This is a genomic window from Paraburkholderia azotifigens, from assembly GCF_007995085.1.
Lineage (GTDB): Bacteria > Pseudomonadota > Gammaproteobacteria > Burkholderiales > Burkholderiaceae > Paraburkholderia > Paraburkholderia azotifigens.
The window spans coordinates 1,636,303-1,661,126 of sequence record NZ_VOQS01000005.1 but is presented as its reverse complement, the minus strand read 5'-3'; the positions used below and the strand labels follow the sequence as shown (position 1 = coordinate 1,661,126).

Below are 24,824 nucleotides of genomic sequence, written 5' to 3'. Positions count from 1 at the left end.
CGAAGGAGATACGAACAGATGAACACCAAACCTATCCGCCTTTCGGTCACCGGCGTCAACAAGCGCTTCGGCGGTCTGCAGGCGCTATCGGATGTGGGCCTCCAGATCGAGCAGGGCTCCATCTACGGCCTGATCGGCCCGAACGGAGCTGGCAAGACGACTTTCTTCAATGTCATCACGGGCCTCTACACGCCTGATTCTGGCAAGTTCGTGCTCGACGGAGACGCCTACACCCCGACAGCTGTGTACCAGGTGGCGAAGGCAGGCATCGCCCGGACCTTTCAGAACATCCGTCTCTTCGGCGGTATGACGGCGCTCGAGAATGTGATGGTCGGGCGCCATGTCCGTACGAAACACGGACTATTGGGCGCCGTTTTCCAGACGCCGGCTGAAAGGCGCGAGGAGCGCGAAATCAAAGAGCGCGCTATCGAGTTGCTCGATTACGTGGGAATCGCGCAATACGCCGATTACACGTCGCGCAATCTTTCATATGGCCACCAGCGACGCCTTGAAATCGCTAGAGCGCTCGCGACCGACCCCAAGCTGCTTGCACTTGATGAACCGGCTGCAGGCATGAACGCTACTGAGAAGGTTGAACTGACGAAACTGCTCGACAAGATTCGAAGCGACGGCCGGACGATTCTTCTTATCGAGCACGACGTGAAGCTGGTGATGGGTCTGTGCAACCGACTGACGGTCCTGGACTACGGCAAGGTGATTGCCGAAGGCCTGCCGCAGGAAGTGCAGAAGCACCCGAAGGTTATCGAAGCGTATCTCGGCGCGGGAGTGCACTGATGGCGAAGACCATTCTGAAAATCAAGGGCCTGCAAATCAACTATGGAGGCATCCAGGCAGTCAAGGGTGCTGACATGGAGGTCAAGGAAGGCGAGCTGGTCACGTTGATTGGCGCGAATGGCGCCGGCAAGACCACCACGATGAAAGCAATCACCGGCCTCAAGCCGTTTTCGGCCGGCGAAATCGAATACATGGGCCAGTCGATTAAAGGAGTTCCGGCGCACGAGCTTTTGAAGCGCGGTCTCGCGATGGTTCCGGAAGGACGCGGCATCTTTGCACGCATGACCATCGTCGAGAACATGCAGATGGGCGCCTATCTGCGGTCTGACGCCGATGGAATCAGGAAGGACGTCGACCGGACGTTCGGATTCTTTCCGCGATTAAAAGAGCGGGCAACGCAGTTGGCCGGCACTCTTTCGGGCGGTGAGCAGCAGATGCTGGCAATGGCGCGAGCAATCATCAGCAAGCCCAAGCTGCTTCTCCTGGATGAGCCCTCAATGGGCCTCAGCCCAATCATGGTCGAGAAGATTTTCGAGGTGGTGCGAGAAGTCTCCCGTGAGGGCATCACTGTCCTGCTCGTTGAACAGAACGCACGTCTTGCACTGCAGGCCGCCAATCGTGGCTATGTCATGGATTCGGGTCTCGTCACCATGTCGGGCGATGCCAGGCAAATGCTCGATGACCCGAAGGTACGAGCTGCGTACCTCGGAGAGTAGACGACTTCGAGGGTCGGCCGCGGTTGCCGGACCGACCCTTGAGAAAGCAATTAAGGCAACAGTCAGGTAATAGCACCGAATCGCGTCGACTCATGCGATAGGCCCATTGGTTTCGTCACTTCTTAGCTGGAGAGATTTCAAATGCAGATGAAAGGCATCCTGCCCGCACTGGTTACCCCCTTCGACGCATCTGGCGCCGTCGACCACGCAACGCTCGCGGACATCCTCGAATTCCAGTTGAAAGCGGGCGTGAGCGGGTTTGTTCCGCTCGGCTCCACCGGCGAGTACTACGCCCTGACGCACGATGAGCGTCGGGCAATCCTGAAGACGGTTCTGGAAGTCGTAGGCGACCGCGGCACCCTTATCGGCGGTGCCAATGGTTCGTGCACGAGAGAAGTCATCGAGCAAACCCAGTTGGTTCGCGATGCAGGGTACAAGAACGTACTCATCGCCCCGCCGTACTACGCCTTGCCCTCGCAGGAAGAACTCATCGGCCACTACGAAGCCATCTTGAAGGCTGTGCCGGACGTGAACGTGGTGCTTTATAACTACCCCGTTCGTACGAACGTGGAAGTCGGCTTCGGTGTGCTGGACGCATTCAAGGACAACGACCGTGTCGTCGGTATCAAGGAGAGCAGTGGCAATCTCCTGCGTGCCATCGAAATCGGCGAAAAATACAAGGGCAACTACCAGTTGTCCTGCGGGTCGGACGACCAGGCGCTCGACTTCTTCCTGTGGGGCGCGAGCAGCTGGATTTGCGGACCGGCGAATTGCTTCGTGAAGCCGGTCGTCGATTTCTACAACAAGTTCGCAGCCGGTGACATCCGCGGTGCACAGGATGTGATGCGTTCGCTCTTCCCCGTCATGGCGACCATGGAAGCGGGCAAGTTCGTGCAGAAAGTGAAATACGGCTGCGAACTCGCGGGATTCAAGGTCGGTGCCGCGCGCATGCCGCTGCAGCCCCTCACTGATACCGAGAAAGCAGAATTCCGTGCGGTTTTCGAAGCGGCGCAAGCCTGAGCAGGTGACACACCCAGGCGAATACGTTCGTCTGGGCATCAATTCGCCGGACATCAAACCCTACGCTCATGGCTTCACCCTGAGCGACTTTGCCGGCTGAACAGTATCAATCTACGCAGTGTTAAGGCATCAACCGGATCGGGAGTTCCTATGCGTTGGAATAAGACATTCACGATGGTCAACTGCCATGCCGAAGGCGAAGTCGGCAACGTTGTGACTGGCGGTCTGATTGATGTCCCCGGAACTACCATGTTCGAGAAGATGATGTATCTCGAAGAGCATGGCGATACCCTCCGCAAGATTTGTCTTTTTGAGCCACGCGGCTCGGTGAATCACAACGTCAACTTCATACTTCCCGCGACCGACCCCCGCGCGCAGATGGGTTACGTGATCGCGGAATCGACAGAATATGTTGCGATGTCGGGCTCCAATACGATGTGCGTTGCCACGGTCTTGCTGGAGACGGGAATCCTGCCCATGCAGGAGCCTGTGACCGAACTCGTGCTGGAGTCTCCAGCAGGTCTTATCCACGCCCGCTGTGAATGCGAAGACGGCAAGGTAAAGCGGGTGGCGTTCACGAATCAACCTGCATTCGTTTCTCACCTCGATGCCAACGTTGAGGTGCCTGGTCTCGGCACCGTTAAAGCTGACGTCGCGTATGGAGGGATGACCTATGTGCTGGTCGGAGCCGAAGCGCTCGGATTCGGAATCACGCCGGATGAAGCGCGCGAAATCTGCGAAATCGGTCAAAAAATCAAGGCCGCAGCAGCCCAACAGCTTCCGTTCTCGCATCCACTGAATCCGCTCATCAAGGGAATCACCAACTTCGAGCTGACCGGTCCTCTGCAACGGGAGGAGGGAAGACTATTTGCACGAAACGCAGTCGTCGTTTCGCCCGGCCGGTGCGACCGGTCTCCATGTGGCACCGGGACGTCTGCACGTCTTGCCGTGTTGCATGCACGCGGACTTATCGGTGTCGGCCAAACGTTCATCCATGAGTCCATTACAGGCTCGAGGTTCGAGAGTCGGGTCGAGTCCAGGACAAAAGTCGGCGACGTCGATGCCGTGGTGTCGGTCGTCGCTGGCCAGGCGTGGATTACCGGAATCTCGCAAATCGGTGTCGACCCGACCGACCGCTTCCAGTCAGGTTTCACGCTGGCCGATACATGGCTCGAAGCCGTCGATGAAAAGCTCATTAAAACCCGTCACTCGAATTCTGACTAACTATGAAATCCTACGAAAACCTCTTCATTGACGGCGCCTGGGTGTTGCCGGCCAGTCGCGGAACTTTTGAAACGGTTGACCCAAGTACCGAGGAGGTCATCGCGCACGTCGCCGCCGCCACATCTGAAGACATTGACCTCGCGGTCAGGGCTGCCCGGAAGGCATTCGATGAGGGTCCGTGGCCACGCATGACGGGTGCGGAGCGCGCCGCGATTCTTCGCAAGATTGGCGCGGGCATTCGTGACCGCATCCAGGAACTTGCAGAAATTGAAGTCCGCGACAACGGTAAGCCGTTGCCCGAAGCACTATGGGACCTGGCCGACGCCGCGGGATGTTTCGAATTCTATGCAAACCTTGCCGAGAAGCTCGACCAGAACGCTGAGACGCAGGTGGTGCTATCCGACGACCGCTTCAGCTCTATCGCCCGAAAGGAGCCGGTCGGCGTCGCAGGTGCAATCATCCCGTGGAATTTCCCGATGCTGATGGCCTCATGGAAAGTCGCGCCAGCGCTCGCGGCAGGCTGCACGATGGTGCTCAAGCCATCCGAACTCACTCCTTTAACGGCGCTTGAGCTAGCGGACATTGCATCGGCAGCAGGGTTGCCCAACGGCGTCCTCAATGTGGTGACGGGTCTCGGTAAGGACGCGGGCGCGCCGCTCTCCGAACATCCCGACATCGACAAACTCGCCTTCACGGGCAGTGTGCCGACCGGGAGCCGCATCATGCAGGCGGCCGCGCGTGACATCAAGAACGTCAGCCTCGAGCTTGGTGGCAAATCGCCGTTCATCGTGTTCGACGATAGCGACATCGACGCGGCTGTCGAGTGGATTATGTTCGGTATTTTCTGGAATCAGGGCGAGGTGTGCTCAGCTACCTCGCGCGTACTCGTTCAGCGCGGCATCTATGACCGCCTGCTCAAACGGTTGACGGAGCAAACGCAGAAAATCCGCATCGGCAATGGCTTGGAGGATGGTGTGCTGCTGGGTCCGATTGTCAGCAAAGCCCAGTTCGACAAGGTGCACGAAGCGGTGGAACGCGGAAAGAGCGAGGGTGCGCATCTGGTGGCTGGCGGAGGCCGACCCGCACATCTGGACAAAGGCTTCTTCATGGAGCCTGCCGTGTTTGCAGATGTGCCTGAGGAAAGCTGGGTCTGGAACGAAGAGATTTTTGGACCAGTCGTCTGTATCCGTGCGTTCGACGACGAGGCCGAAGCGGTGCGTTCGGCAAACAACTCTCGGTTCGGACTTGCCGCTGCAGTGATGTCGAGCGATCTCGTACGTTGCGACCGGGTGGCGCGCGCTCTGCGCGCGGGCATTGTCTGGATTAACTGTTCCCAGCCGACGTTTACGGAAGCGCCGTGGGGCGGCTACAAGCAATCCGGCATCGGCCGTGAACTGGGGGAGTGGGGTCTCAATAACTATCTCGAGACCAAACAGATTACGCGATACGAAAGCGACAAGCCGTGGGGCTGGTACATCAAATAGGCAGTCCATGCGCGTGGGGGCTCACGTTTCCTTCGCGCGAAGTTGAATCCTGCGAGCGCGACCGCGTACCGACTGGAGCACCCGTTCCGGGTGCTCAAATGTCAGTCCGGATATCCGAGGGCGAGGTATCGTGGACTGGCGAAGCACCACACCAGGTGTCTGGCAGACAATTAGTTCTGCCGGTAGTTCTAGTTGACGACAGACACACAGGCACGGCGATTCGTCAGCTGGCGCGGGGAAGGCCCTTGCTCATCCATCCCTGAGGCGTTTCGCGGTTTATGTCACCAAGGTAGAGGACCATCAACGTTCGAGAACGTGCCGGTCGGTCCATTCGCATCAAGAAGAGCCAGGCGAACCGGTTCTCGTGCCGCATCTTCAACCGACCCCGCGCCCGGTGCAAAGTTACTAATAGCGGTTGCAGTGAAGCCAGGGCAGGCTGCGTTGACCTTAATGCTCGTGCCCTCCAGTTCAATGGCGAACGCTTGCGTGACGGCGTTGAGTGCCGCTTTCGAGGCTTGATAAAGTCCGACGTACTGCCGCGAGAACTCCGACGGGCTGTCTTTCAGCGTAAGGGAGCCGCCTGCGCTCGAAATATTTACGATGCGTCCGGCCGGTGCTTTACGGAGGAGCGGCAACATCGCCTGTGTAACGGCAACCACCCCAAACACGTTTGTCTCAAACACGACGCTCATATCGGCGACTGATACACGGCTCAGCTTATCGCCGTCCCTCATTTCTTCGATAGGTGTCCCCGGCTTGATTGGACGCGAGATCCCCGCGTTGTTGACCAGCACATCGAGACGTCCCACCGTCTCCTCGATCTGCCTGGCTGCTTCCGCAATCGTCGATCGATCCGTCACGTCGAGCCGGATGGCTTGAGCGCCTCCGCCGATGCTTCTAGCTGCCGCCACGCCGAGGTCCAGCTTGCGGGCTCCGACGAGTACCTTGAAACCTTTCGCCGCCAGATCCTTGGCGATCTGAAGGCCAATTCCTTTGTTTGCACCGGTAACGAGTGCGACGGGTGTGCTCTGCATGTTTGCTCCGATCCAATGATGGGTGAAAGCGATTCGCTTACGGTTACAATGCAAGCGGAACGTCGCTCCGGTTATTGACTATACGGAACAACGTTCCGCTTAGCAAGGGGAATGAATTGAGCAGCAAAACGAACAAGTCCGCAAACGAAAGTGCGCCGCGCCCGGTGCGCGCTGACGCACGACGCAACATAGACACGCTCCTGCGAACAGCACTGGATGTTTTCGAATCCTCGGGTATCGATGCTCCGGTGCGCGAGATTGCGCAAAAGGCTGGTGTCGGCATCGGCACGATCTATCGCCACTTCCCGCAACGTTCCGACCTTGTGGTGGCTGCATTGTGCAGTGAGGTGGACGCCTGCGCGGACGCTGGCGTTGAACTTGCCGCCACGCTTGGCGCCGGAGAGGCATTACTGGAATGGGTGGACCGCTATGTCGAGTTCGTGACGAAGAGGCGTGGTCTGGCCGCCGCCCTGAATTCTGGCGACCCGGCGTTGAAGGCTTTGCCGCTGTATTTTTTGCAACGACTCCGGCCGGTCGTTCAGCGTCTCCTCGATACGGCGACAGCTGCAGGCGAAATTCGCGAGGGCGTCCAGCCGGACGAGCTCTTGTGCGCAGTGGGCGCACTCTGTGCTCCACTCGCATGTCCCGACCCGCTTGATGCCCGTAGGTTGGTGAGTTTGTTTCTGGACGGATTGCGCTACGGTGCGCGTCCGCAGGCTTCCAGATCAGTATCGAAGTAAAGGCTACGCGCGAGGCGATGGGGCGTTCGTTCGACGGGCGCTCTCGTGATGTACCGACAGTGGACCTTCTTGCGAAGCAGAAGGCCCGACATCCCCATAGCGCACCGTATTCACGTGCGAGATGCGTAACATGGCCTACGCGTGATAGTACGAACTGGCAATGCTCCGAACCTCGAGCGACGGAGAGTGGCCTACCAGAAAGTGAAGAGCGGCGATGTCCGGTTTCGTATGGTCCTTGTCACGGGCAACGTGGACAACACGAGCGAGGTCGTCAATCGTAGTCGGCAGGAGTCCCGACTTCGCGGGGCACGGCTCTTGTTCGCCATGCCCTGGTTGGACCCGTTCGCTCGACAATAGCGGCAACGGCGCGTCTATCCAATTGAATCAGCCTTCGGGGCGCTTATCGCGTTCTGCCGGCGGGCGCCTCGACTTGCCACCGCCGAGCCAGGCAACGCGATGATTGCGAGGGCTAGCGGAACGAGCGAGAGCCCAAGTACCGTGTTCCATCCGCGGGTAGCCAGCAGGTCGCCCGACAGAAACGAGCCGAAGGCCATCGTCCCGAACACGATGAAGTCATTGAGCGATTGCACCCGCGCCTTCTCCTCGGGCAGATGACATTCGAGCACCAGGGCCGATGCCCCCACAAAGCCGAAGTTCCACCCCACGCCAAGCAGTATGAGGGCCAGCCAGAAGTGCGCCTGATCTACACCCATCAAGCCGGTAGCCGTCGAAAGCGCTGTAAGCGCCAGCCCCGCCATAACGACCCTTTGCGCACCGAAACGCGCAATCAGCCTCCCTGTGAAGAAGCCGGGCGCGTACATCGCGATGACGTGCCATTGAATCCCGAGATTGGACGCCTTCTGCGACAGCCCGCACATGTGCATTGCCAAAGGGGCGGCCGTCATGAGGAAATTCATTAGCAGATATGAGACAACCGCGCAGATCACGGCGGTAACAAACCGGGCCTGCCGGGCGATGACGGCGATCGGGCGTCCTCCTGCGGTCTCTGCCTTCGTAGGCTTGGCGAGACGAATGCCCAGGAGTATGAGTCCAGACAGGGTGCCCACTGCCGCTTGCGCCAAATAGGTCGCCGCGAATGTGTACGGCGCCCACAGATTCATGGTCCAGGTGACTAGCTGGGGGCCGATTACCCCGGCGAAGACTCCGCCCGCCATGACGAACGACAACGCACGGGGGCGCCGTTCCAGCGGCACGCAATCCGCGGCTGCGAAGCGGAACGAAAGCACCACAGCGGCGTAAGCGCCGCCGCAAAACGTCGCCACGCAAAAGATCCAGAATGAGCCCAGCATCACAGCCCAGGCCGCAAGCAGGCCGGCGAGCACGCCGCATGCGGTTCCCGCCATGAATGCAGTACGTCGCCCCCAGCGTTGGGCGATCGCCCCGGCCGGCAGCGAGGATGCCGCCATCCCTGCCACAAACATCGAGATTGGCAGGGTCGCCAAAGCGTGACTGGGCGCGAGCGTGTTGCCGACGATAGCGCCGGTTGCATAGAAGACGGTCGAGTTCGCGCCGGCAAGCGCCTGGGCAATTGTGAGCCTTGCGACATTGCCCCTGGCGTGCGCGTATTCCGACGAAGAACGCCAGTCGCCGACGGTGCCCGGATTAACTTCTGACATTGAATGGATTACGCCGAATTCTCGGATTCGTTGGAATACCCGGAAATGAACGTCTTCGGCATGCTTGTTTCCGGCTCGAAGACATGTCGCGAGATCCTCCCGATGTTGCCGCCGTACACATGGATACTGATCGAGATGCGATCCTCGTAGAGGTTGGAAACGCGATGAATGTCGCCGGTGCGCGGAGAGATGCTCTCGACTGTTCCCGGGCCGAGACCTTCATCCCCAAGTGACCGCATCGGCAGGCCAGGCGAAACGACTTCGAACGACTCTGCACGCTCTCCACCCCTCAAGATACCGATCAGCGCCCAAACCGTGTGATTGTGAATTGGTGTTCTTTGACCCGGCCCCCATACGAAACTGACAACCGAAAAACGGTCTGCCGGATCGGCATGGAGGAGATACTGTTGATAGTACTGAGGATGTGGTTGCGCGTACCGGTCCGCAAGCCAGTCATCCCGGCCGACGAGATCTGCGAGGAGCTCACGGCCTTGTCGCAGAATTTCGTCCTCGTCGCCCGAAAAATCGTCGACGAGCCGCGTAAAGTCGCGGACAAACCGGTCGAAGCAGGTGGGCGTTTCTTCCATGAAATGTCTCCGGTGGTTAGTTCTGTCGCAACTGCCCCCGGGATCTACTTCTGAACCTTGATACGGCGTGCAGAGGCCTCGGGGCTGTCCAGATTGTTGCTTCATCATTCTTCACGAGCAATTGAATCTGACTTCAATCGGCTCCGCCCGTCGTTGCTTGACTACCTCTTTGCATCACCTGCGCGGCGCGGCCTTCAGGCTCGCTTGATACCGGCGGGTTTCCTGCCAGAACGCCCGCGCCACGGGAGAAAGACGGTTTTCATTGAGGCACACCAATCCGATGCGTCGTGAAGTGCCCGGGGAGAGAGGGCGGAAGACGGTACCGCTGTACCGATCCGGCAGCGCCAGCTTCGCCAGAATGGAGACCCCTTTTCCGCCCGCAACCAGCTCCAGAATGGACATCAGTTGCAGCAATTCGTAGGTCACCCTCGGCCGTAGCCCGTTCCTGGAAAACAGCTTGGTGACCAGGGCCTGCGACCCTGCGCGCGTAAGGATAAAAGGGTCCGCTGTCATCTCGCTGAGCGGAACGGTCTCCAGCTTTGCCAGAGCGTGGCCGGACGGCAAAACCGCAACAAGCTCATCGACGGCGAGGGTTTGCGAGTCGAAGTCTGACTTCGGCAGTGTGACCGCCGCAAGTTCCAGACGGCGCTCGATCAGATCTCGTGACGTTTGTTCATCGGGTTTTTCGGTGACCACAACGTCAACGCCGGGATAGCGAGCCTTGAACCGCTCTATGAGCGGCGGAAGGACCCTTATCGTAGCGCTCGCGCCGAACGAGCCCAGGCGCAACAACCCCGTCTTTAGCTCTGCGCCGGCCAGTGCCGTTGCCTGGACCAGCTGGAGGGACGCAAAGACGTCGCGAACGTGAGGGAGAACATGTTCGCCTGTATAGGTCAGGGCGATCCCCGATGCGTTGCGGTCGACCAGTTCCGTTCCAAGTGCGGTCTCCAGCGCCCGCAATGCGTGACTGGTTGCGGAGGGTGACATTCCCAGCTTTGCGCCCGCACCCGCGATTCCGTCAGAAGAGGTCAGGGCCAGCAGAAGCTCGAGCTGCCGGAGAGTCGGTGCGGTTGTTCCTGTTCGGCGTCCCATTGAGTCGGATCTCAAGTTTGTGGCTGATCCATGGATCATATTTATAGCGCTGCACCGCTGCAAGTCCGTGCAAGCGTTTGGAGCGAGTCACTAACGTAGTTGAACGTGATTTCAATTGTTCATGAATAACATGAAACGTACGATTCGATCATGTGATGAAGCAGTGCGGACTGGCGTCAGCCTGGCAGTTCCTTGGCGGCGGCAGGCATCTCATTCCCGACATGAAGGCAAACAGATGTCTACACGCGCAATACAGGATTCCTATCCCCCGGAGTTTGCACACTGCTACGGCTGTGGCACGGGCAATCCGCACGGCCATCACCTTAAGAGCTATCTCTTCGGGGACGAAACAGTCGCCAGGTTTACACCGGATATTCGGTACAGCGGCGGTGTTCCGGATCATGTGTATGGCGGGATGATTGCCTCGCTTCTCGATTGCCATGGCGCGGCATCTGCAGCTGCGTTCTCCTGTCAGAAGGAAGGGCGGCACGTGGACGACACTCCGCAGCCAATTCGTTTTGTGACGGCGTCTCTGAAGGTCGATTTCAGGCAACCCACTCCATTCGGGATTGAACTGGTGATCAAGGGTCGCCTTCGTTCACTGGAGGGGAGGAAGGCCTGGATAGATCTCATTCTGAGTGCAGGCGACGTGACCTGTGCTGTTGGCGACATGCTGGCAATTCGACTGCAGGACCACGCGCGGCGTTGAGCGGGATTCACCATCCTGTTCTCACTGAACAGGGTCTGCGTGCGCTACCACAGCAGTTGAGGCGCCAAGACCCGCGATAACAAGAACAATAAAACGTATCAATGCCTTGTCGCGTTCGCGCGCCACGGTGTTCACATACAAGGAGACAAGCTTGAACACTTTCACCGAGTTGGCAATTTCATCTGAATCATCTATTGGCAGGGTGCCGTTCACCAGATATGACATGGGATGGGTCGTCCTGTGCATTGGCATGGCGATTGGTTCCGGCATCGTGTTCCTGCCGGTGCAAGTCGGCATCACAGGCGTGTGGGTGTTTGCTGCATCAGTCCTGCTCGCATATCCAGCGATGTACATGATGCAAAAACTGTACTTGCAGACGCTCTCCGAGAGTTCCGAATGTGAGAACTATGCCGGAATCATTACGCAGTATCTCGGCAAGAATTGGGGCGTCTTCCTCGCTGTGGTGTACTTCTTCATGCTGGTCAAGGGGATGCTGACCTATTCGCTGGCAGTGACTTTTGACACGGCCAAGTATCTGCAGAACTTTGGCGTGACAAAAGGACTACTCTCCGACAGCCCGCTCTTCTCGTTTGCCCTACTGTGTCTGCTGGTACTAGTCGCTGCGCAGGGTGAAAAGCTGATTTTCAAAGTATCCAGTCCGCTGGTGCTTTTCAAGCTCGGTGTAGTAGTCCTTCTTGGTGTCGCGATGATTCCCCGATGGAATATCGGCATGAATCTGCCTGCGCTGCCAGAGCTCAAGCATTTCGTAATCGATGTCGTTTTGACCGCCCCATTTACATTGTTTTCCATCATGTTTGTCCAGGTCCTAAGCCCGATGAACATTGCGTTTCGCAAGGTGGAGAAGGACCCGCGCAAGGCCACATACCGCGCTTTTCGTGCCAATCGCATCGCGTACGCCATTCTTGTAGTCGCGATCCTGTTCTTCGCTACCTCGTTTGCCTTTGTGCTTTCGCATGAGCAGGCTCTGTCGGCTAAGGCGCAGAACATCTCGGCCCTGGCGCTGGCTGGGAGTGTCATCCCAGGAAACGGCGTGCTGTATATGGCGACTGCCCTCAATCTGTTCGCCATCGTTACGGCGTTCCTCGGTATCTACCTGGGACTGGAGGAGTCGATCAAGGGCGTGGTGATGAACGTCCTTACCCGCTTCATTCCGCGCGAACGCGTCAATGCGCGTCTGGTATCCATTGGAATCTGCGTATTCATCGTGCTTGGTTTGTGGTCGTGGGTGCAGACGCGGTTTTCCATCCTGTTGCTGCAGCAGCTTGCAGCGCCCATCTACGGTATCGCGTCATTCGTCATTCCGTGTGTACTTGTCTACAAGGTGCCGGCACTCAGGAAATACCGCTCTCCGCGCGTGTGGTGTGTGCTCGGGTTCGGCGTCATTCTGTGCCTCTCGCCAATACTCAAGGCCATGGGCTACTGATATTAGTTTGGCGCTGTTTGCGCAATGGAAGACTGGAAAAGGGTTGAACGCAATGACGCAAGATGAAGATGTGTTGCTGGCCAGCAGGACGCGGTTTGACTTCGACACCGTCGTCGACCGCACTTGCAGCAATTCCCTGAAATGGAGGGGGCTGGCGGACGCCACGACGGCAGTCAACGCGCAGGCCAGGCCCTTGCCCATGTGGGTGGCGGACATGGATTTCCGGTCTCCGCCCGCCGTGATCGATGCACTGCACGACGCCGTCGCACATGGTGTCTATGGTTACGCAGCGGGTCCCACGAAGGGTTATCTGGATGCTGTGACCGGATGGCAGCAGCGGCGCTTTGGCTGGGATGTGCCCCCAGGATGGGTGGTGCCGATAGCTAGCGTGATTGTCGCGCTCAAGACCATTGTGCAGGCGTTTTCACAGCCAGGCGACTCGGTGCTCATCCAGCCGCCGGTCTATATGCACTTTCACCATGACGTGATGGTCAATGGCCGGCACCCGACCACGGCGCCCCTGCGCTTCGACGGTGAGCGTTACCGCTTCGACGCACAGGTGTTCGAAGACGCGATTCGCGACAACACCAGGATCTTTGTCCTCTCCAATCCGCACAATCCGACGGGCAACGTGTGGACCGAAGAGGAGCTATGGACCATGGGTGAGATTTGCCTGAAACACGGGGTTCTGGTGGTAGCCGACGAAATTCACTGCGACTTCGTGCTGGCGCACGGGAGAAAGCACACGCCGTTTGCTTCGCTGGATCGCCGGTTTGCGCACAACAGCATCACGTGTACGTCTGCAAGCAAGACGTTCAATCTCGCAGGCTTGCAGTGCGGCAATATGTTCATCGCCGATAAGGTCAAGCGCGACGAAATCATGCGGACCATCGAGAGAAATCACAACGCCCGCATCAATCTGCTCGGCATGGTCGCCACGGAAGCAGCGTTCACGAACGGAGACGACTGGGTGGACGAACTGGTGGCTTACGTCGCGCGGAACCAGCGCCACTTTGCGGAGCGCATCAACGCGTTGGACGCGGGCCTGAAGGCGATTGACATGGATTCGCTCTATCTGGCCTGGATCGACTGCCGAGGGCTGGGCATGACACCTGATGCGCTCGACGAGTTCCTGCTCGTCAATGCGCGTGTGTGGCTGGACAAGGGGACCAAGTTCGGGGGCGAAGGGCACGGTTTTATGCGTGCCAATCTCGGGTGCTCACGCCAGACGGTGGACCTGGCGATCGAGCGGATCTCGAAGGCGCTCGCACAGCACTGAGCACCGTTGTCACACGCTACCGGGTGCGCTTTTGCACGGGGGCGTTGTGCCCGCTTCGATGGGGATCGAACTCTTGCAAGATGTTTTTTTAGTCGTGTTTCTCTTGGGGCCTCAAGTGTCCTTTTTCGTGAATTTATCTAAACGTGGTATCTAAAGGAGCAGAAAATGATTAACGATTGGGCTGAACTTCTCTCGAACCAACGCGCTGCCGGGGTAAATCTCTCCAAGGCAAACGCGCCAGTCGTCAAAGCGTTCTTTGGTTTGAACGAGTCGCTGAATGAAGGAAAGGCACTTGATCTCAAGACTCGCGAACTGATCGCGTTAGCAGTGGCCGTGACTACGCGATGTGAAGGATGCCTCGCTTCCCATGCCGCTGCAGCCCAGAAAGCAGGGGCAACCAAACAGGAAGTTGCAGAGGCACTCGGAACCGCGATTGCACTCAATGCCGGGGCGGCCTTTGTCTATTCAGCACGGGCGCTGGAAGCATTTGATCAGTTTGGCAGCTGATGTGGAACATTCCGACGGTGATATCGCATGAATTCTGACCAGACGCTGGCACTGTCCGGCATCAAGGTCCTCGATCTTTCCCGCATTCTGGCCGGGCCGACTGCGGCCCAGCTGCTTGGCGATCTTGGCGCAGATGTCGTCAAGGTGGAAAAACCTGACGAAGGGGACGACACGCGCAAATGGGGACCGCCGTATGTACGCGGGACGTCGGGCGAGGAAACCGATGAGAGCGCTTACTACCTCTCTGCGAATCGCAACAAGCGGTCGATTGCCATCGACATCGCCTCTGACGCTGGCCGGGAACTGGTACATCAGCTCATCGCGCAGGCGGACGTCCTGGTGGAGAACTACAAAGTCGGCGGCCTCGACCGGTACGGTCTGGCATACGAGCAAATCAAGGGCCGCTATCCGCGTCTCATCTATTGCTCGGTTACAGGGTTCGGACAGACGGGGCCCTATGCCAGCCGACCCGGCTACGACTTCCTGATTCAGGGCATGGGCGGCATCATGAGCCTGATCGGCGTGCCGGACGGTGAGCCGATGAAGGTGGGGGTGGGCATCGCTGATGTCATGACAGGCATGTATGCGGCTGTCGGAATTCTGGCGGCTCTGCAGCATCGTCAGCGAACGGGAGAAGGGCAGCACATCGACATTTCCCTCCTCGATACGCAGATAGCCTGGCTCGTCAACGCCGGCACGAACTATCTGGCCGACGGGAAGTTGCCGACGCGCCTGGGAAACGGGCACCCGAACATCGTTCCATACCAGGTGTTCTCCACGGCTGATGCGCCGATGATCCTGGCCGTTGGCAACGACGCCCAATTCCGCCGGTTCTGTGAGGTGGCGGGCTTAGATGAAGTTGCGTCCGACGAGCGTTACGCGACCAACCCGATGCGAATCCGTCATCGAGTGGCGCTTTGCGAACTCATCGGTAACGTGCTCATAACGCGGTCTCGCGCGGTATGGCTACGTGACCTCGAGGTGGCCGGAATTCCATGCGGGCCCGTGAACAATCTGGGGGACGTGTTTTCCGACCCGCACGTCAAGGCCCGTGGCGCCGAATTGCGCATGCCGTGCGAGTGGGCCGCAGGCGGAGAAATTAGTCTTCTGGCAAATCCGCTGAAGATGTCCGCCACGCCACCAAGTTACAGGCGAGCGCCTCCACGCCTCAATGAACATGCTGCCGAGGTACTGATGGACTGGCTTGGAAACACCAAAACGCTATAGGAGACGTCATGTACGATCTGACACCCGATCAACTGATTCTGCAGGCGCAAGCCAGGGAGCTCGCGCAATCTGTATTCGCTCCCACCGCTGCCGACACAGACCTCACTGAACAGTATCCGTGGAGCAACGTTGCCGTGCTGCGCGACGCTGGTTTCATGGGTATGACCTTGCCAAAGAGCCTCGGCGGACGTGGTCTCTCGTACCTGGATACCGTGATCGTCATTGAAGAGATGGCCAGGGCGTGTGCCACGATAGGCCGGATCACGGTAGAGGCGAACATGGGCGCCATTGGTGCGATTGCCAGGTACGGAACCGAGGAACAACTGAGAGTGGCAGCGGATCTCGTTCTGGCGGGAGACAAGCCGGCAATCTGTATCTCGGAGCCGGATGCCGGAAGTGCTGCCAGCGAAATGACCACGCGAGCTGAGAGGAAGGGAGATCACTACATCCTCAATGGAGAAAAATACTGGATCACCGGTGGGGGTGTTTCGAAGTTGCACCTGATATTCGCCCGGGTGTTTGACAATGGTGTGGAGCAAGGTATCGGCGCATTCATCTGCGTGCGCGATGACAATGCGCCTGCAGAGCTCGTGGTGGGCCGGAGGCTATACGCAATGGGGGTGCGCGGTATCCCGGAGACCCACCTTGAGTTCCATGACCTGAAGATTCACAAGTCGATGCTGGTAATTCCACCGGGCGGCCTGAGACGCGGTTTTGCCTCGCTAATGACGGCCTACAACGCGCAACGCGTCGGTGCGGGCACGGTCGCCCTGGGCATCGCGCAAGGCGCCTTCGAAGAAGGCATGGCGTACCTCAAGTCCCGGCATCAGTTTGGCCGGCCTATTGCGGAATTTCAGGGACTCCAGTGGATGTTGGCCGACATGTCGACCCAACTGGAGGCTGCTCGTTTGCTCCTGCGTTCCGCTGCTGCCAGTGGCACGGACTTTCCGGACATCGACAAGGCCGCGCGGGCGAAGATCTTTGCGGCGGAAACGGCCAACAAGGTGACTAACGACGCGTTGCAGTTCTACGGATCGTCCGGCTACGGTCGACACAATCCGATGGAGCGGCATGTTCGTGATGCCCGCATGTTTACCATCGCGGGTGGCACAGCGCAGATTCTGCGCACACAGGTCGCTTCGAAACTGCTCGGAATGAAGCTGCCACAGACACGCGAAGGCTACCTGCGCGCGGCAGAGTACAAGCCCACGTAAGGCAATACTGATTTCGCGGCTACCGCATAGTTTTTGTACGCCCGGGGGCTCGCCCCCGGCGAGTCGAGATGAATCGTCAATTCCTTTTGTGCATCGGTCGTGCTGGTACATGCATGGGCACGATGGCATTCGTAGGCGCATTGCCCGTCCTTCGATCCGTGTGGCACATGGATGCAACCACGGCTGGTGCTATCCAGACCGCTTTTAATCTCTCCAACGCTCTTGCGCTCCTGATCACCTCCTGGTTGTCCGATAGCCTCGGGGCCAAGCGCATGTATCTGGTTTGCACGTGGGCGGGTGCGTGTGCACTGGTAGTGTTCGCGATTTTTGCCAGATCGCCACACAGCGCGCTGATCCTGATCGTGTTTGTGGGGCTGACGCAGGGAGGTGCCTATAGCCCGGCGCTACTGCTGGTTGCAGATCTAAGCGCCCCAAGTGCACGGGGCCGCGCGATGGGACAGATCCTGGCTGCAGGATCTTTAGGCTATCTGCTTTCCGTGTCGCTCTCCATGTGGGTTGCGAAGTCTTACGGTCCAGCGGCGGGATTTGTCGTTTGCGCGGCGGGCGCTTCGGTCGGTGCGATGTTCGGCCAGTTCAGTCTCGATGGCGTTGAGAATCGACGACACGTGCGTGAGACGGCGGCGTCTGCCGCACCGATGCGGTGGAGGAGCGTTTTTGGTCCCACGTCTCTATGTCTTCTTGTCGGCTATGTGGCTCATTGCTGGGAGCTACTCGGCAGCTGGGCCTGGACGCCAACCTTATTGGCGACCGCACTTCAGCCATGCGGTTTTGGCGCAATGACCATGAGCGTGATCGTCGGAGGGACGGTACACCTGTCGGGCATGGTAGCGTCTGGACTCGTCGGAGCGCTCTCCGATCGGTGGGGACGTTCGCGCGTGTTAATTTGCGTTGGAGCAGCCGGCGCCATCTGCTCCGTGCTCATGGGTTGGTCGGAGCAATGGGGAGCCGGCTGGGTGATTGCCCTGGCCGCCGTTGGTAGCTTCTTTATTCTTGCTGATTCTGGAGTCCTGTCGGCTGCAATGACGGACGAGGTGCCTGCAGCCTGTCTGGGGCGCGTGATGGGGGTGCGGTCGATCCTCGGCTTCGGCGCTGGCGCGCTTGCGCCCATGGCATTCGGAGCAACGCTTGATTGGACTCATCAGTGGGGATGGGCATATATGCCGCTCGCTGCAGGGGGGCTCGTTGCATCTCTCGCCGCCTTGGCGTTGCGCAAAGTCAGCCAGCCGATCGATGCCCGCGCTCGACGATCGAAGTCTGTCATCGCTCAATGACCGCGCATTGAGAAAACCTGAGGACGTCTGCCGTCGGACGGCGCAGCGTGCATTACGCGACATCATCCAGGTCGATGGAGGGCTCACGCGCTCCATCTGACCAGCACTACGTTGGTTGGAGAGAAATTCGGCCCGATCATGAGCCTGCAGTCTGCGACCGCACGGCAGATCACCTTGCCGAGGTTTTCTCGACCGCCAGGACGACCCATTTCCCGTTTTGTTCTTCGTAAAGCGTTGCCGAGGCGTTCCTCAGATCGCCAGTGTGAGTGAATGCAATCGTGCCAGTGATTCCATCAAAGTAATTCGTTCGCAGGGCCTTGATGTATTGTTGCGGGTCGGTCGAATCGGCCGATTTCATCGCATAGATCATTGCCCATGCAGCGTCGTAGGCGAGCGGAGCGAACTGCACGATCCCAACGCCGAACCGGGACTTCAGTTTGGCGTCGAGTTCGGCCGCTCGAGGCATTCGGTCGCGCGGAAGTCCGTATTCCCAGCTGAGCATTCCTTTCGCGCCCGGGCCGGCAAGCTGAAGAAAATGGTCATTCGTGAATCCACCTTCTCCCATGAAGCGGGCCCTGATACCGAGCTGACGAATCTGTTTCGCCAGACCGGCGGCTTGTATGTCCTGACCGACATAGAAGATCAGGTCGGGGTTCAAGCCCTTGATCGTTGTGAGCAGGGCTCGGAAGTCGATGGCGTTTGCTGTGGTGTACTGCCACGAGACGAGTTGAGCGCCACGCTTCTGAATCGCCTTCACGTATTCCGTTACCAGGTTTGTGCCGTAGTCGGTGCTATCGTCAATAACCGCGATATGCTTCGCTCCCAACCGCTCAACCGAGTAGGTTGCCGCGAGCAATGCCATCTGATCGTCGTTGCTGATTGTCCGAAAGGTGGTTTCGAAGCCTTGCGCGGTGTACGAAGGTGAACTCGACGTCGGCGAAATCTGCGGAATTCCGGCCCGCCGGTACACTGCGGATGCCGCGACAGAACATCCAGAATTGTAGTGACCAATGACCCCGCTCACACCTTCGTCGACAAAGCGCTGTGCGACGAGCACAGCGGTTTTGGGATCAGCGGCATCGTCCTGCGCGTCGATCTGAAATTCGACTTTCTTTCCACCGATTTTGAGACTCTGCGAGTTGGCTTCCTCGAACGCGAGACGAGCGGCATTCTCGACATCCTTTCCATTCGATGCCGAAAAGCCGGTCAGCGGCGCGGCGATCCCTATCTTGACCACCTTTACATCTTCCCGCTTTCCAGTTTCCTGTGCGCTGGCGCCTAAAGAAAAAAGCAGGATGAGGGCGAGAATAACCTGTCGAAGAGACATGAGTGCTCCGCAAGCAAGTTTCTTTGCAAGGAGGCATATGCGACATTAGCGCGGGCGGCCGGCTAACAAGCATAAACCGCCGGTTCATTGGGCTTCGGTCAATCTGTCTTGCTCCGACGTACTTTAAGGTTCTTAAGGCGTCCGGCAGGAACCAATGGCTTGAGTCCAATCTCCGGCGAGTCGCAAGTCGTCAGATGAGCAGTCAGTTTCTTCCCCTCGGTCATGTTGTGCGCTTCGGCGAGTCTGCCTGCTTCCTCGACATTCGCCGCCAGAATCGCTTCGATGATCGGGCGATGCTGTTCGACGATGGCGTCGCCGCTCTCGACAAGGGAATCGCTCGAGCGGATATAGATGCGAACCTGACGCTCGATGATTTCATATTGGCTTTTTAGTCGTCCATGATCGGCGAGATCGATCATGGCCTTGTGGAACGCAAAATCTGCTTCTGCAATAGCGTGTCCGTTCGAGGAGGCGCAAGCACGTTCGAGGGCAGCAAAGCGGCTGCGAATCGCGTTCCGCTTCGCTGCGTTCAGCGTGGCAGCGACCAGCTGGGCGGCAAGACGCTCCAGGCTGGACCTCAGCGTGTAAAGCTCCCAGACGTCCTTCGGGTTCAAGGTGATGACCGTCCAACCCGTGTACGGAACGAGTGTCGTGAGCCCTTCCCTGGCCAGGTGATGCAGCGCGGCTCTGACAGTCGCTCGCGAAAGATCCATCTGCTCCGCGAGCTGAATTTCCGTGATTCGTGCACCGGCGGGTAAATCCCCGCGGATGATCGATTCGCGAAGGATCTCGACAGCTTGCGATCCCATCGACTGCTTGACGATCCTGGGTACTTTCAAAACAGAAGACATTTGAATTCCTCTCACCTGGATAGCTGCGCCACTTCAGCTGGACCGGATTGATCATTGTAGACAATCTCCAATGATCAATCCCGCATTTCAGAACCGATCGTAGTTCACTGGACGCGCCAGGAAAGAAGAGTACAATTGTCGGCATTACGTCGACACAGAGTCGAACAATTTTTGGCTCTACGACAGGCATGGTGGACAGGAAAATGGCAAAAGAGACGGTAGCGGACATTCAGGGCGCCAAGGAAACGGGCACGGCACGGGTTTATGTCGCCTTACGCAACGAAATCCTCACGATGAAGCTTGCGCCGGGAACACATCTCGACGAACTGGGCGTTGCGGAACGCTTCGGTGTATCGAGGTCGCCCGTGCGTGAGGCGCTAGTCCGCTTGTCAGCGGAAGGCCTCGTAAACATCCTCCCGAACCGGGGTAATATCGTTGCGCCCATGGACTTTGGACGTGTGCCGGAGTTTCTGGATGCACTGGATTTGCTGCAGCGCGTGACAACCAGGCTCGCCGCACTGCACCGAACCGATGAAGATATCCAGATCATCCGTTTGGCGGCAAAGACTTACGAGAAAGCGGCGGCGGCCAGCATTAAAAAGCACAACAGCCTGGAGATGATCGAGAAGAACTACGAGTTCCACATGGCCGTGGCCAGGGCTGGAAAGAACGTGTATTTCGCGGATATCTATCGCCGGTTACTGGAAGAGGGGCGACGTATGCTCAACCTTCACTTCCAGTTTCAAACCCTCGCGAACATGAGCTCCGAGCAAATGGCGAGCGACCATACGGAAATGGTGGCCGCGATCGAAGCAGGTGATGCCGACTGGGCCGAGGCCACTGCACATCAGCATGCGGTTCAGTTTAAGGGCCGCTTCATGCAATTCCTCGATAGAAACCTGACGGCACAGATGCCCGTCAATTATCCGAACAGCAAATCCGCATGAAGTACAGCGCGCTTCGCGCGATTGCTTCAGTCCGGTTTCACCACAAACCCCAGCCGACCGTGAAGGCAAGACTTCACGGCGGCTTTCCTGCTCCGATATCGTCAGCTTTTTTCCGTGTGAGCGATCGCATGATCGGAGACCAGCCGGCCTCCGATCGCCCAACTTGCGTGCGCCCTTTCGTCGAATACGATCTGCACATCGTCGAGTGCGCATCGAGCGATGCGGGCGGTCTCACGCGCGAGCACCTCGGCGAGTTCGGATTTTTGCTCCTGTGTCCTGCCTGCGAGCATTTCTACGTGGATGATAGGCATTGCAGTTCCTTCGGCGGATGATGGTGGGTCGTTACTCAGGTTGCGATGCGAATGCCAGATAGGCCGTTGAAACGAGCCAACCGCAATCGATGGGTAGCGTGACCCCGGTAATCGCGGCAGCCTGGTCCGAACAAAGGAAGTGGACCGCGTCGGCGACTTCGGAGGGTTTGACGAACCGGCGCAACGCCGAACGTTCGATCACAGCATTCGGGTCGCGTTGCCCACTGTCGATGCGCGCCTGCATTGCCTGCGTCAGCGTGTAGCCCGGCGCGACCGCGTTCACGCGAACGCCGCGCGAACCCCATTCGGCGGCCATGGTCTCCGTCAGCGCTTTGAGCCCCGATTTGCCGACGGAATAGGCGACCTGTGCGGAGGAGCGGAACGTCGTCATCGAACATAGGTTGATGATCGATCCGCGGCCTGCTTCGCACATGGAAGCGCCGAATGCCCGCGATGCGATCAAAGTCCCACGCACATTGATCTGGAACAGGCGGTCGAATTCCGCGAGTTCCATATCCAGCACGCGCACGGCGTTTTGCAGGATACCCCCTGCATTGACGAGCGCATGGGGTGCACCGTATTCGGCAATCACCGCCAATGCGAATGCGGCGACAGAGTCCTCGCTCGCCAGATCGACCTGGTGAAAATGGGCGTTCAGCTTTTCGGCTCGCAGTTCCTCAGCGACACGCTCCCCGCCGGCGGCATTCACGTCCGCGAGAATCACACGATACCCGGCGCGAGCGAAGCGACGCGCGCAGGCTTCGCCGATGCCGCTAGCGCCGCCCGTTACGACCACCGATTCCTGATTGTCAGACATTCCCTTCTCCCAATGTTTGCCCACACTCGTTGCGATTGCTCTTTTTGATCGACCGGTTTTAAGTCGATCTAATGCCGACAATCGTCACACTCGCACGATTCTATGTCAAGAAATCAAGCGGACTAGAGCAGATCAATGTATACCCCTACGTGAGGCTTAAATCCTTATGCAACGGGCGTTCCGGTGCGCGGAGCGGCCCCTGGATATTTTTTTTGTGTTGACATTGTCGTCTTTTGATCGACAATGCGATCCATGGACGAGATGAATAGTTGCGACTAAGCAGTTGTGGAGGTTATGTCGACAACCGCATCGCATAATTGTCGCCAATCATCAATGCCATGTGAGCCGAAGTACCGCTGTTTCAGGAAATGAGCAGACGGTTAGCGGCATGCACCTTCAACTTGGAACCCGAGCCAGCATCGAGGTCTGACGGCCTCAGACGGCTCGAGAACGATCGGGAATCGATATGGCAAGCGCGAGAATTGGGGTCGACATCGGCGGCACTTTCACGGACCTTGTGTTGCTCGACGACAAGGGATATGTGACTTTCACGAAAGTCTCTTCGACGCCTGCGGCGCCCGAAGAGGCGGTGCTGACGGGCGTGCAGCGCATCCTCGACCAGGCGGGCATGCAGACGTCCGATGTCACCGAGGTGCTGCATGGCACGACGGTTGGTTCGAACACGATGCTGCAGAAGGTCGGCGCGAAATGCGGCCTGATCACGACCAGAGGCTTTCGCGACGTGCTCGAGATCGGCCGTGTGCGCACCCCGACCATGTTCGATCTTTCATGGGATAAGCCGGTGCCGCTCGTCGAGCGCCGCTATCGTCTGGAAATCGACGAGCGCGTGCTTGCGTCCGGTGACGTGCTTCGCCCGACACCGGTCGATCAGGTGATCGAGGCAGGCAAGTTCTTCCAGAGCGAAGGCATCGAGTCCGTCGCGATCTGCTTCATCAATTCATACAAGAACGGCGCAAATGAAAAGGCCGCGCTGGAAGCCTTCCAGCAGGCGTTTCCCAACATCAGCGTGACGGCGTCGATTTCGGTGCTGCCCGAGCTGCGCGAGTATGAGCGCACGTCGACGACCGTCGTGAATGCATATGTGCTGCCGGCGTTGCGGACCTATCTGCAACGTCTCGAGTCGGGACTCAAGCGGATCGGCGTGAACGCGCCGCTGCTGGTGAGCAATTCCAATGGCGGTTTGTCCAGCGCGCGTATCGCTCAGGACACGCCGGTGTTCTTCATCTCGTCGGGCCGTTCGGCAGGCGTGGTCGGGGCAGGGCGGCTCGGCGACGCGATCGAAGAGAAAGAACTCGTGGTCTTCGACATGGGCGGCACGACGGCATCCGCGTCCCTGATCCACGAAGGGCAACTCGCGCGCACCAACGAATACGAATTTCGCGCCGGCATCTCGACGCCGAGCCGCTTCATCAAGGCGGGCGGCTACATGATGCGCGTGCCGACCATCGACGTCGCCGAAGTGGGTAGCGGCGCGGGCTCGATTGCATGGACCGATGCGGGTGGCCTGCTCAACGTTGGTCCCGTGTCGGCGGGTGCGTATCCCGGACCGGTGTGCTACGGCATCGGCGGCGAAAAGCCAACCGTCACCGACGCGAACGCCATTCTCGGCTTCCTGCCGCAGAAGCTTGCGGGCGGCACGATGGAACTGAACATCCAGGCCGCACGCGATGCGGTTGACACGCTGCTCGCGAAGCCGTTAGGCATCGGCATAGAAGAGACCGCGGTCGGCATCCGTGAAGTCGTGAACGTCAACATGGCGCGGACCATCAAGGCAGTGACCGTGGAGCGCGGCGTCGATCCGCGCGATTTCACCCTCGTCGCGTTCGGTGGCTCCGGTCCCGTGCACGCATGCGACCTGGCGCGTGCGCTCGATATGAAGCGGGTCGTGTTCCCCGCGGCGCCGGGCGTATTCACTGCAATGGGAATGCTGGCTGGTGCGGTCGAGCGCTATTTCGTGCGTCCGTCGCTTAGTCTGCTCGATGCGCTCAATATCGACGCCCTCGCAGACGTAGTCGGCGAAATGCGCGAAGACGCGCACCGCGCGCTGGCGGACGAAGGTTACTCGGCGGACCGCATCGAATACGTCTTCGATCTCGACATGCGCTTCAAAGGCCAGGACTACGAGATTCCCGTCCGCATTCCCGGCGAACTCAACGAAGGCTCACGCGACGTGTTGCGCAAGGGTTTCCGCGATGCCTACGCCGCGATCTACGGCTATGCATCCAACGATGCGATCGAATGTGCCAACGTCCGTCTGCTTGCACGCGGGATTGCGACGAGCACGCTCGACTTCAATGACATCCGCAGTGCGAAATCGGCGGGGAGCAACGAGGAGAAGAGCACGCGTCGGGTCTATTTCGATCGCAAGACGGGCTGGGTCGATACGCCCATCGTGCCGCGCTCGAAACTGGATAAACCGCTCACGGGGCCTGTGATTCTCGAAAGCTCCGACACCACGATTGTGATCCCGCCGGGCTGGCGCGTGAGCACCGACAAGGTAGGCAGCGTGATTGCCTCGCTCGACTGATTTCACAGGATTCATTGGAGTA

23 protein-coding genes are annotated in these 24,824 nt (G+C 58.7%); 15 read left to right on the top strand and 8 right to left on the bottom strand.

Going from position 1 to position 24,824, the window contains the following annotated elements:
- The first annotated feature begins 18 nt into the window (after positions 1-18).
- From FRZ40_RS39450 to FRZ40_RS39430, 5 genes are all read left to right on the top strand, one after another.
- Positions 19-795, top strand: coding sequence for an ABC transporter ATP-binding protein (locus FRZ40_RS39450; protein ID WP_028367283.1), 777 nt, complete (start codon positions 19-21; stop codon positions 793-795).
- Positions 795-1,511, top strand: a complete 717-nt coding sequence (locus tag FRZ40_RS39445) for an ABC transporter ATP-binding protein (protein WP_147237908.1) — start codon at positions 795-797, stop codon at positions 1,509-1,511. The genes FRZ40_RS39450 and FRZ40_RS39445 overlap by 1 nt, the downstream gene beginning before the upstream one ends.
- Before the next feature lie 141 nt (positions 1,512-1,652).
- Entirely contained in the window at positions 1,653-2,531 is an 879-nt protein-coding gene (locus FRZ40_RS39440) for a dihydrodipicolinate synthase family protein (RefSeq protein WP_147237907.1), read from the top strand.
- 150 nt (positions 2,532-2,681) lie between these two features.
- Positions 2,682-3,755: a proline racemase family protein gene (locus tag FRZ40_RS39435; protein WP_147237906.1), complete on the top strand. Its 1,074-nt coding sequence runs from the start codon at positions 2,682-2,684 to the stop codon at positions 3,753-3,755.
- 2 nt (positions 3,756-3,757) lie between these two features.
- Positions 3,758-5,239, top strand: a complete 1,482-nt coding sequence (locus tag FRZ40_RS39430) for an aldehyde dehydrogenase family protein (protein ID WP_147237905.1) — start codon at positions 3,758-3,760, stop codon at positions 5,237-5,239.
- Positions 5,240-5,520: 281 nt separating this feature from the next.
- Here the strand turns inward: FRZ40_RS39430 and FRZ40_RS39425 are convergent, their stop codons facing one another.
- The gene (locus FRZ40_RS39425) at positions 5,521-6,273 is read right to left on the bottom strand and encodes an SDR family NAD(P)-dependent oxidoreductase (RefSeq protein ID WP_147237904.1); all 753 of its coding nucleotides are present in this window, start codon (positions 6,271-6,273) and stop codon (positions 5,521-5,523) included.
- 116 nt (positions 6,274-6,389) lie between these two features.
- On the opposite strand from FRZ40_RS39425, the gene FRZ40_RS39420 reads away from it, so the two are divergent.
- A complete protein-coding gene (locus FRZ40_RS39420) occupies positions 6,390-7,013 on the top strand; it encodes a TetR/AcrR family transcriptional regulator (protein WP_028367277.1) in 624 nt (207 codons plus the stop codon).
- Positions 7,014-7,384: 371 nt separating this feature from the next.
- Here the strand turns inward: FRZ40_RS39420 and FRZ40_RS39415 are convergent, their stop codons facing one another.
- The 3 genes from FRZ40_RS39415 to FRZ40_RS39405 all read right to left on the bottom strand — a co-directional run bounded on the left by FRZ40_RS39415 (position 7,385) and on the right by FRZ40_RS39405 (position 10,329).
- On the bottom strand, positions 7,385-8,650 hold the full coding sequence (locus FRZ40_RS39415; RefSeq protein ID WP_147237903.1) for an MFS transporter: 1,266 nt from the start codon (positions 8,648-8,650) through the stop codon (positions 7,385-7,387).
- Positions 8,651-8,658: 8 nt separating this feature from the next.
- Positions 8,659-9,237, bottom strand: a complete 579-nt coding sequence (locus FRZ40_RS39410) for a cysteine dioxygenase family protein (RefSeq protein WP_028367275.1) — start codon at positions 9,235-9,237, stop codon at positions 8,659-8,661.
- A 174-nt stretch (positions 9,238-9,411) separates the two neighbouring features.
- Positions 9,412-10,329, bottom strand: coding sequence for a LysR family transcriptional regulator (locus tag FRZ40_RS39405; protein WP_147237902.1), 918 nt, complete (start codon positions 10,327-10,329; stop codon positions 9,412-9,414).
- Between the two features lie 235 nt (positions 10,330-10,564).
- On the opposite strand from FRZ40_RS39405, the gene FRZ40_RS39400 reads away from it, so the two are divergent.
- The 7 genes from FRZ40_RS39400 to FRZ40_RS39370 all read left to right on the top strand — a co-directional run bounded on the left by FRZ40_RS39400 (position 10,565) and on the right by FRZ40_RS39370 (position 18,001).
- The gene (locus FRZ40_RS39400) at positions 10,565-11,038 is read left to right on the top strand and encodes a PaaI family thioesterase (RefSeq protein ID WP_147237901.1); all 474 of its coding nucleotides are present in this window, start codon (positions 10,565-10,567) and stop codon (positions 11,036-11,038) included.
- A 151-nt stretch (positions 11,039-11,189) separates the two neighbouring features.
- The gene (locus FRZ40_RS39395) at positions 11,190-12,482 is read left to right on the top strand and encodes an amino acid permease (RefSeq protein ID WP_240057473.1); all 1,293 of its coding nucleotides are present in this window, start codon (positions 11,190-11,192) and stop codon (positions 12,480-12,482) included.
- Between the two features lie 52 nt (positions 12,483-12,534).
- Positions 12,535-13,761, top strand: coding sequence for a MalY/PatB family protein (locus tag FRZ40_RS39390; RefSeq protein ID WP_147238543.1), 1,227 nt, complete (start codon positions 12,535-12,537; stop codon positions 13,759-13,761).
- A gap of 165 nt (positions 13,762-13,926) precedes the next feature.
- Entirely contained in the window at positions 13,927-14,268 is a 342-nt protein-coding gene (locus FRZ40_RS39385; protein ID WP_147237900.1) for a carboxymuconolactone decarboxylase family protein, read from the top strand.
- Positions 14,269-14,295: 27 nt separating this feature from the next.
- On the top strand, positions 14,296-15,495 hold the full coding sequence (locus FRZ40_RS39380; protein WP_147237899.1) for a CaiB/BaiF CoA transferase family protein: 1,200 nt from the start codon (positions 14,296-14,298) through the stop codon (positions 15,493-15,495).
- 8 nt (positions 15,496-15,503) lie between these two features.
- On the top strand, positions 15,504-16,709 hold the full coding sequence (gene acdA / locus FRZ40_RS39375) for a 3-sulfinopropanoyl-CoA desulfinase (RefSeq protein WP_147237898.1): 1,206 nt from the start codon (positions 15,504-15,506) through the stop codon (positions 16,707-16,709).
- Between the two features lie 68 nt (positions 16,710-16,777).
- The gene (locus FRZ40_RS39370; protein ID WP_147237897.1) at positions 16,778-18,001 is read left to right on the top strand and encodes an MFS transporter; all 1,224 of its coding nucleotides are present in this window, start codon (positions 16,778-16,780) and stop codon (positions 17,999-18,001) included.
- Positions 18,002-18,170: 169 nt separating this feature from the next.
- On the opposite strand, the gene FRZ40_RS39365 is transcribed toward FRZ40_RS39370, so the two are convergent.
- The gene (locus FRZ40_RS39365) at positions 18,171-19,328 is read right to left on the bottom strand and encodes a branched-chain amino acid ABC transporter substrate-binding protein (protein ID WP_147237896.1); all 1,158 of its coding nucleotides are present in this window, start codon (positions 19,326-19,328) and stop codon (positions 18,171-18,173) included.
- 98 nt (positions 19,329-19,426) lie between these two features.
- The gene (locus FRZ40_RS39360; RefSeq protein WP_147237895.1) at positions 19,427-20,179 is read right to left on the bottom strand and encodes a GntR family transcriptional regulator; all 753 of its coding nucleotides are present in this window, start codon (positions 20,177-20,179) and stop codon (positions 19,427-19,429) included.
- Between the two features lie 203 nt (positions 20,180-20,382).
- Between FRZ40_RS39360 and FRZ40_RS39355 the strand changes: the two genes are divergently transcribed.
- Positions 20,383-21,126: a GntR family transcriptional regulator gene (locus FRZ40_RS39355; protein ID WP_028367264.1), complete on the top strand. Its 744-nt coding sequence runs from the start codon at positions 20,383-20,385 to the stop codon at positions 21,124-21,126.
- Between the two features lie 101 nt (positions 21,127-21,227).
- Here the strand turns inward: FRZ40_RS39355 and FRZ40_RS39350 are convergent, their stop codons facing one another.
- A complete protein-coding gene (locus tag FRZ40_RS39350) occupies positions 21,228-21,416 on the bottom strand; it encodes a tautomerase family protein (RefSeq protein WP_240057559.1) in 189 nt (62 codons plus the stop codon).
- A gap of 52 nt (positions 21,417-21,468) precedes the next feature.
- Positions 21,469-22,254: an SDR family NAD(P)-dependent oxidoreductase gene (locus FRZ40_RS39345; protein WP_028367262.1), complete on the bottom strand. Its 786-nt coding sequence runs from the start codon at positions 22,252-22,254 to the stop codon at positions 21,469-21,471.
- A 466-nt stretch (positions 22,255-22,720) separates the two neighbouring features.
- On the opposite strand from FRZ40_RS39345, the gene FRZ40_RS39340 reads away from it, so the two are divergent.
- Positions 22,721-24,802: a hydantoinase/oxoprolinase family protein gene (locus tag FRZ40_RS39340; RefSeq protein ID WP_147237893.1), complete on the top strand. Its 2,082-nt coding sequence runs from the start codon at positions 22,721-22,723 to the stop codon at positions 24,800-24,802.
- Positions 24,803-24,824 lie beyond the last annotated feature (22 nt).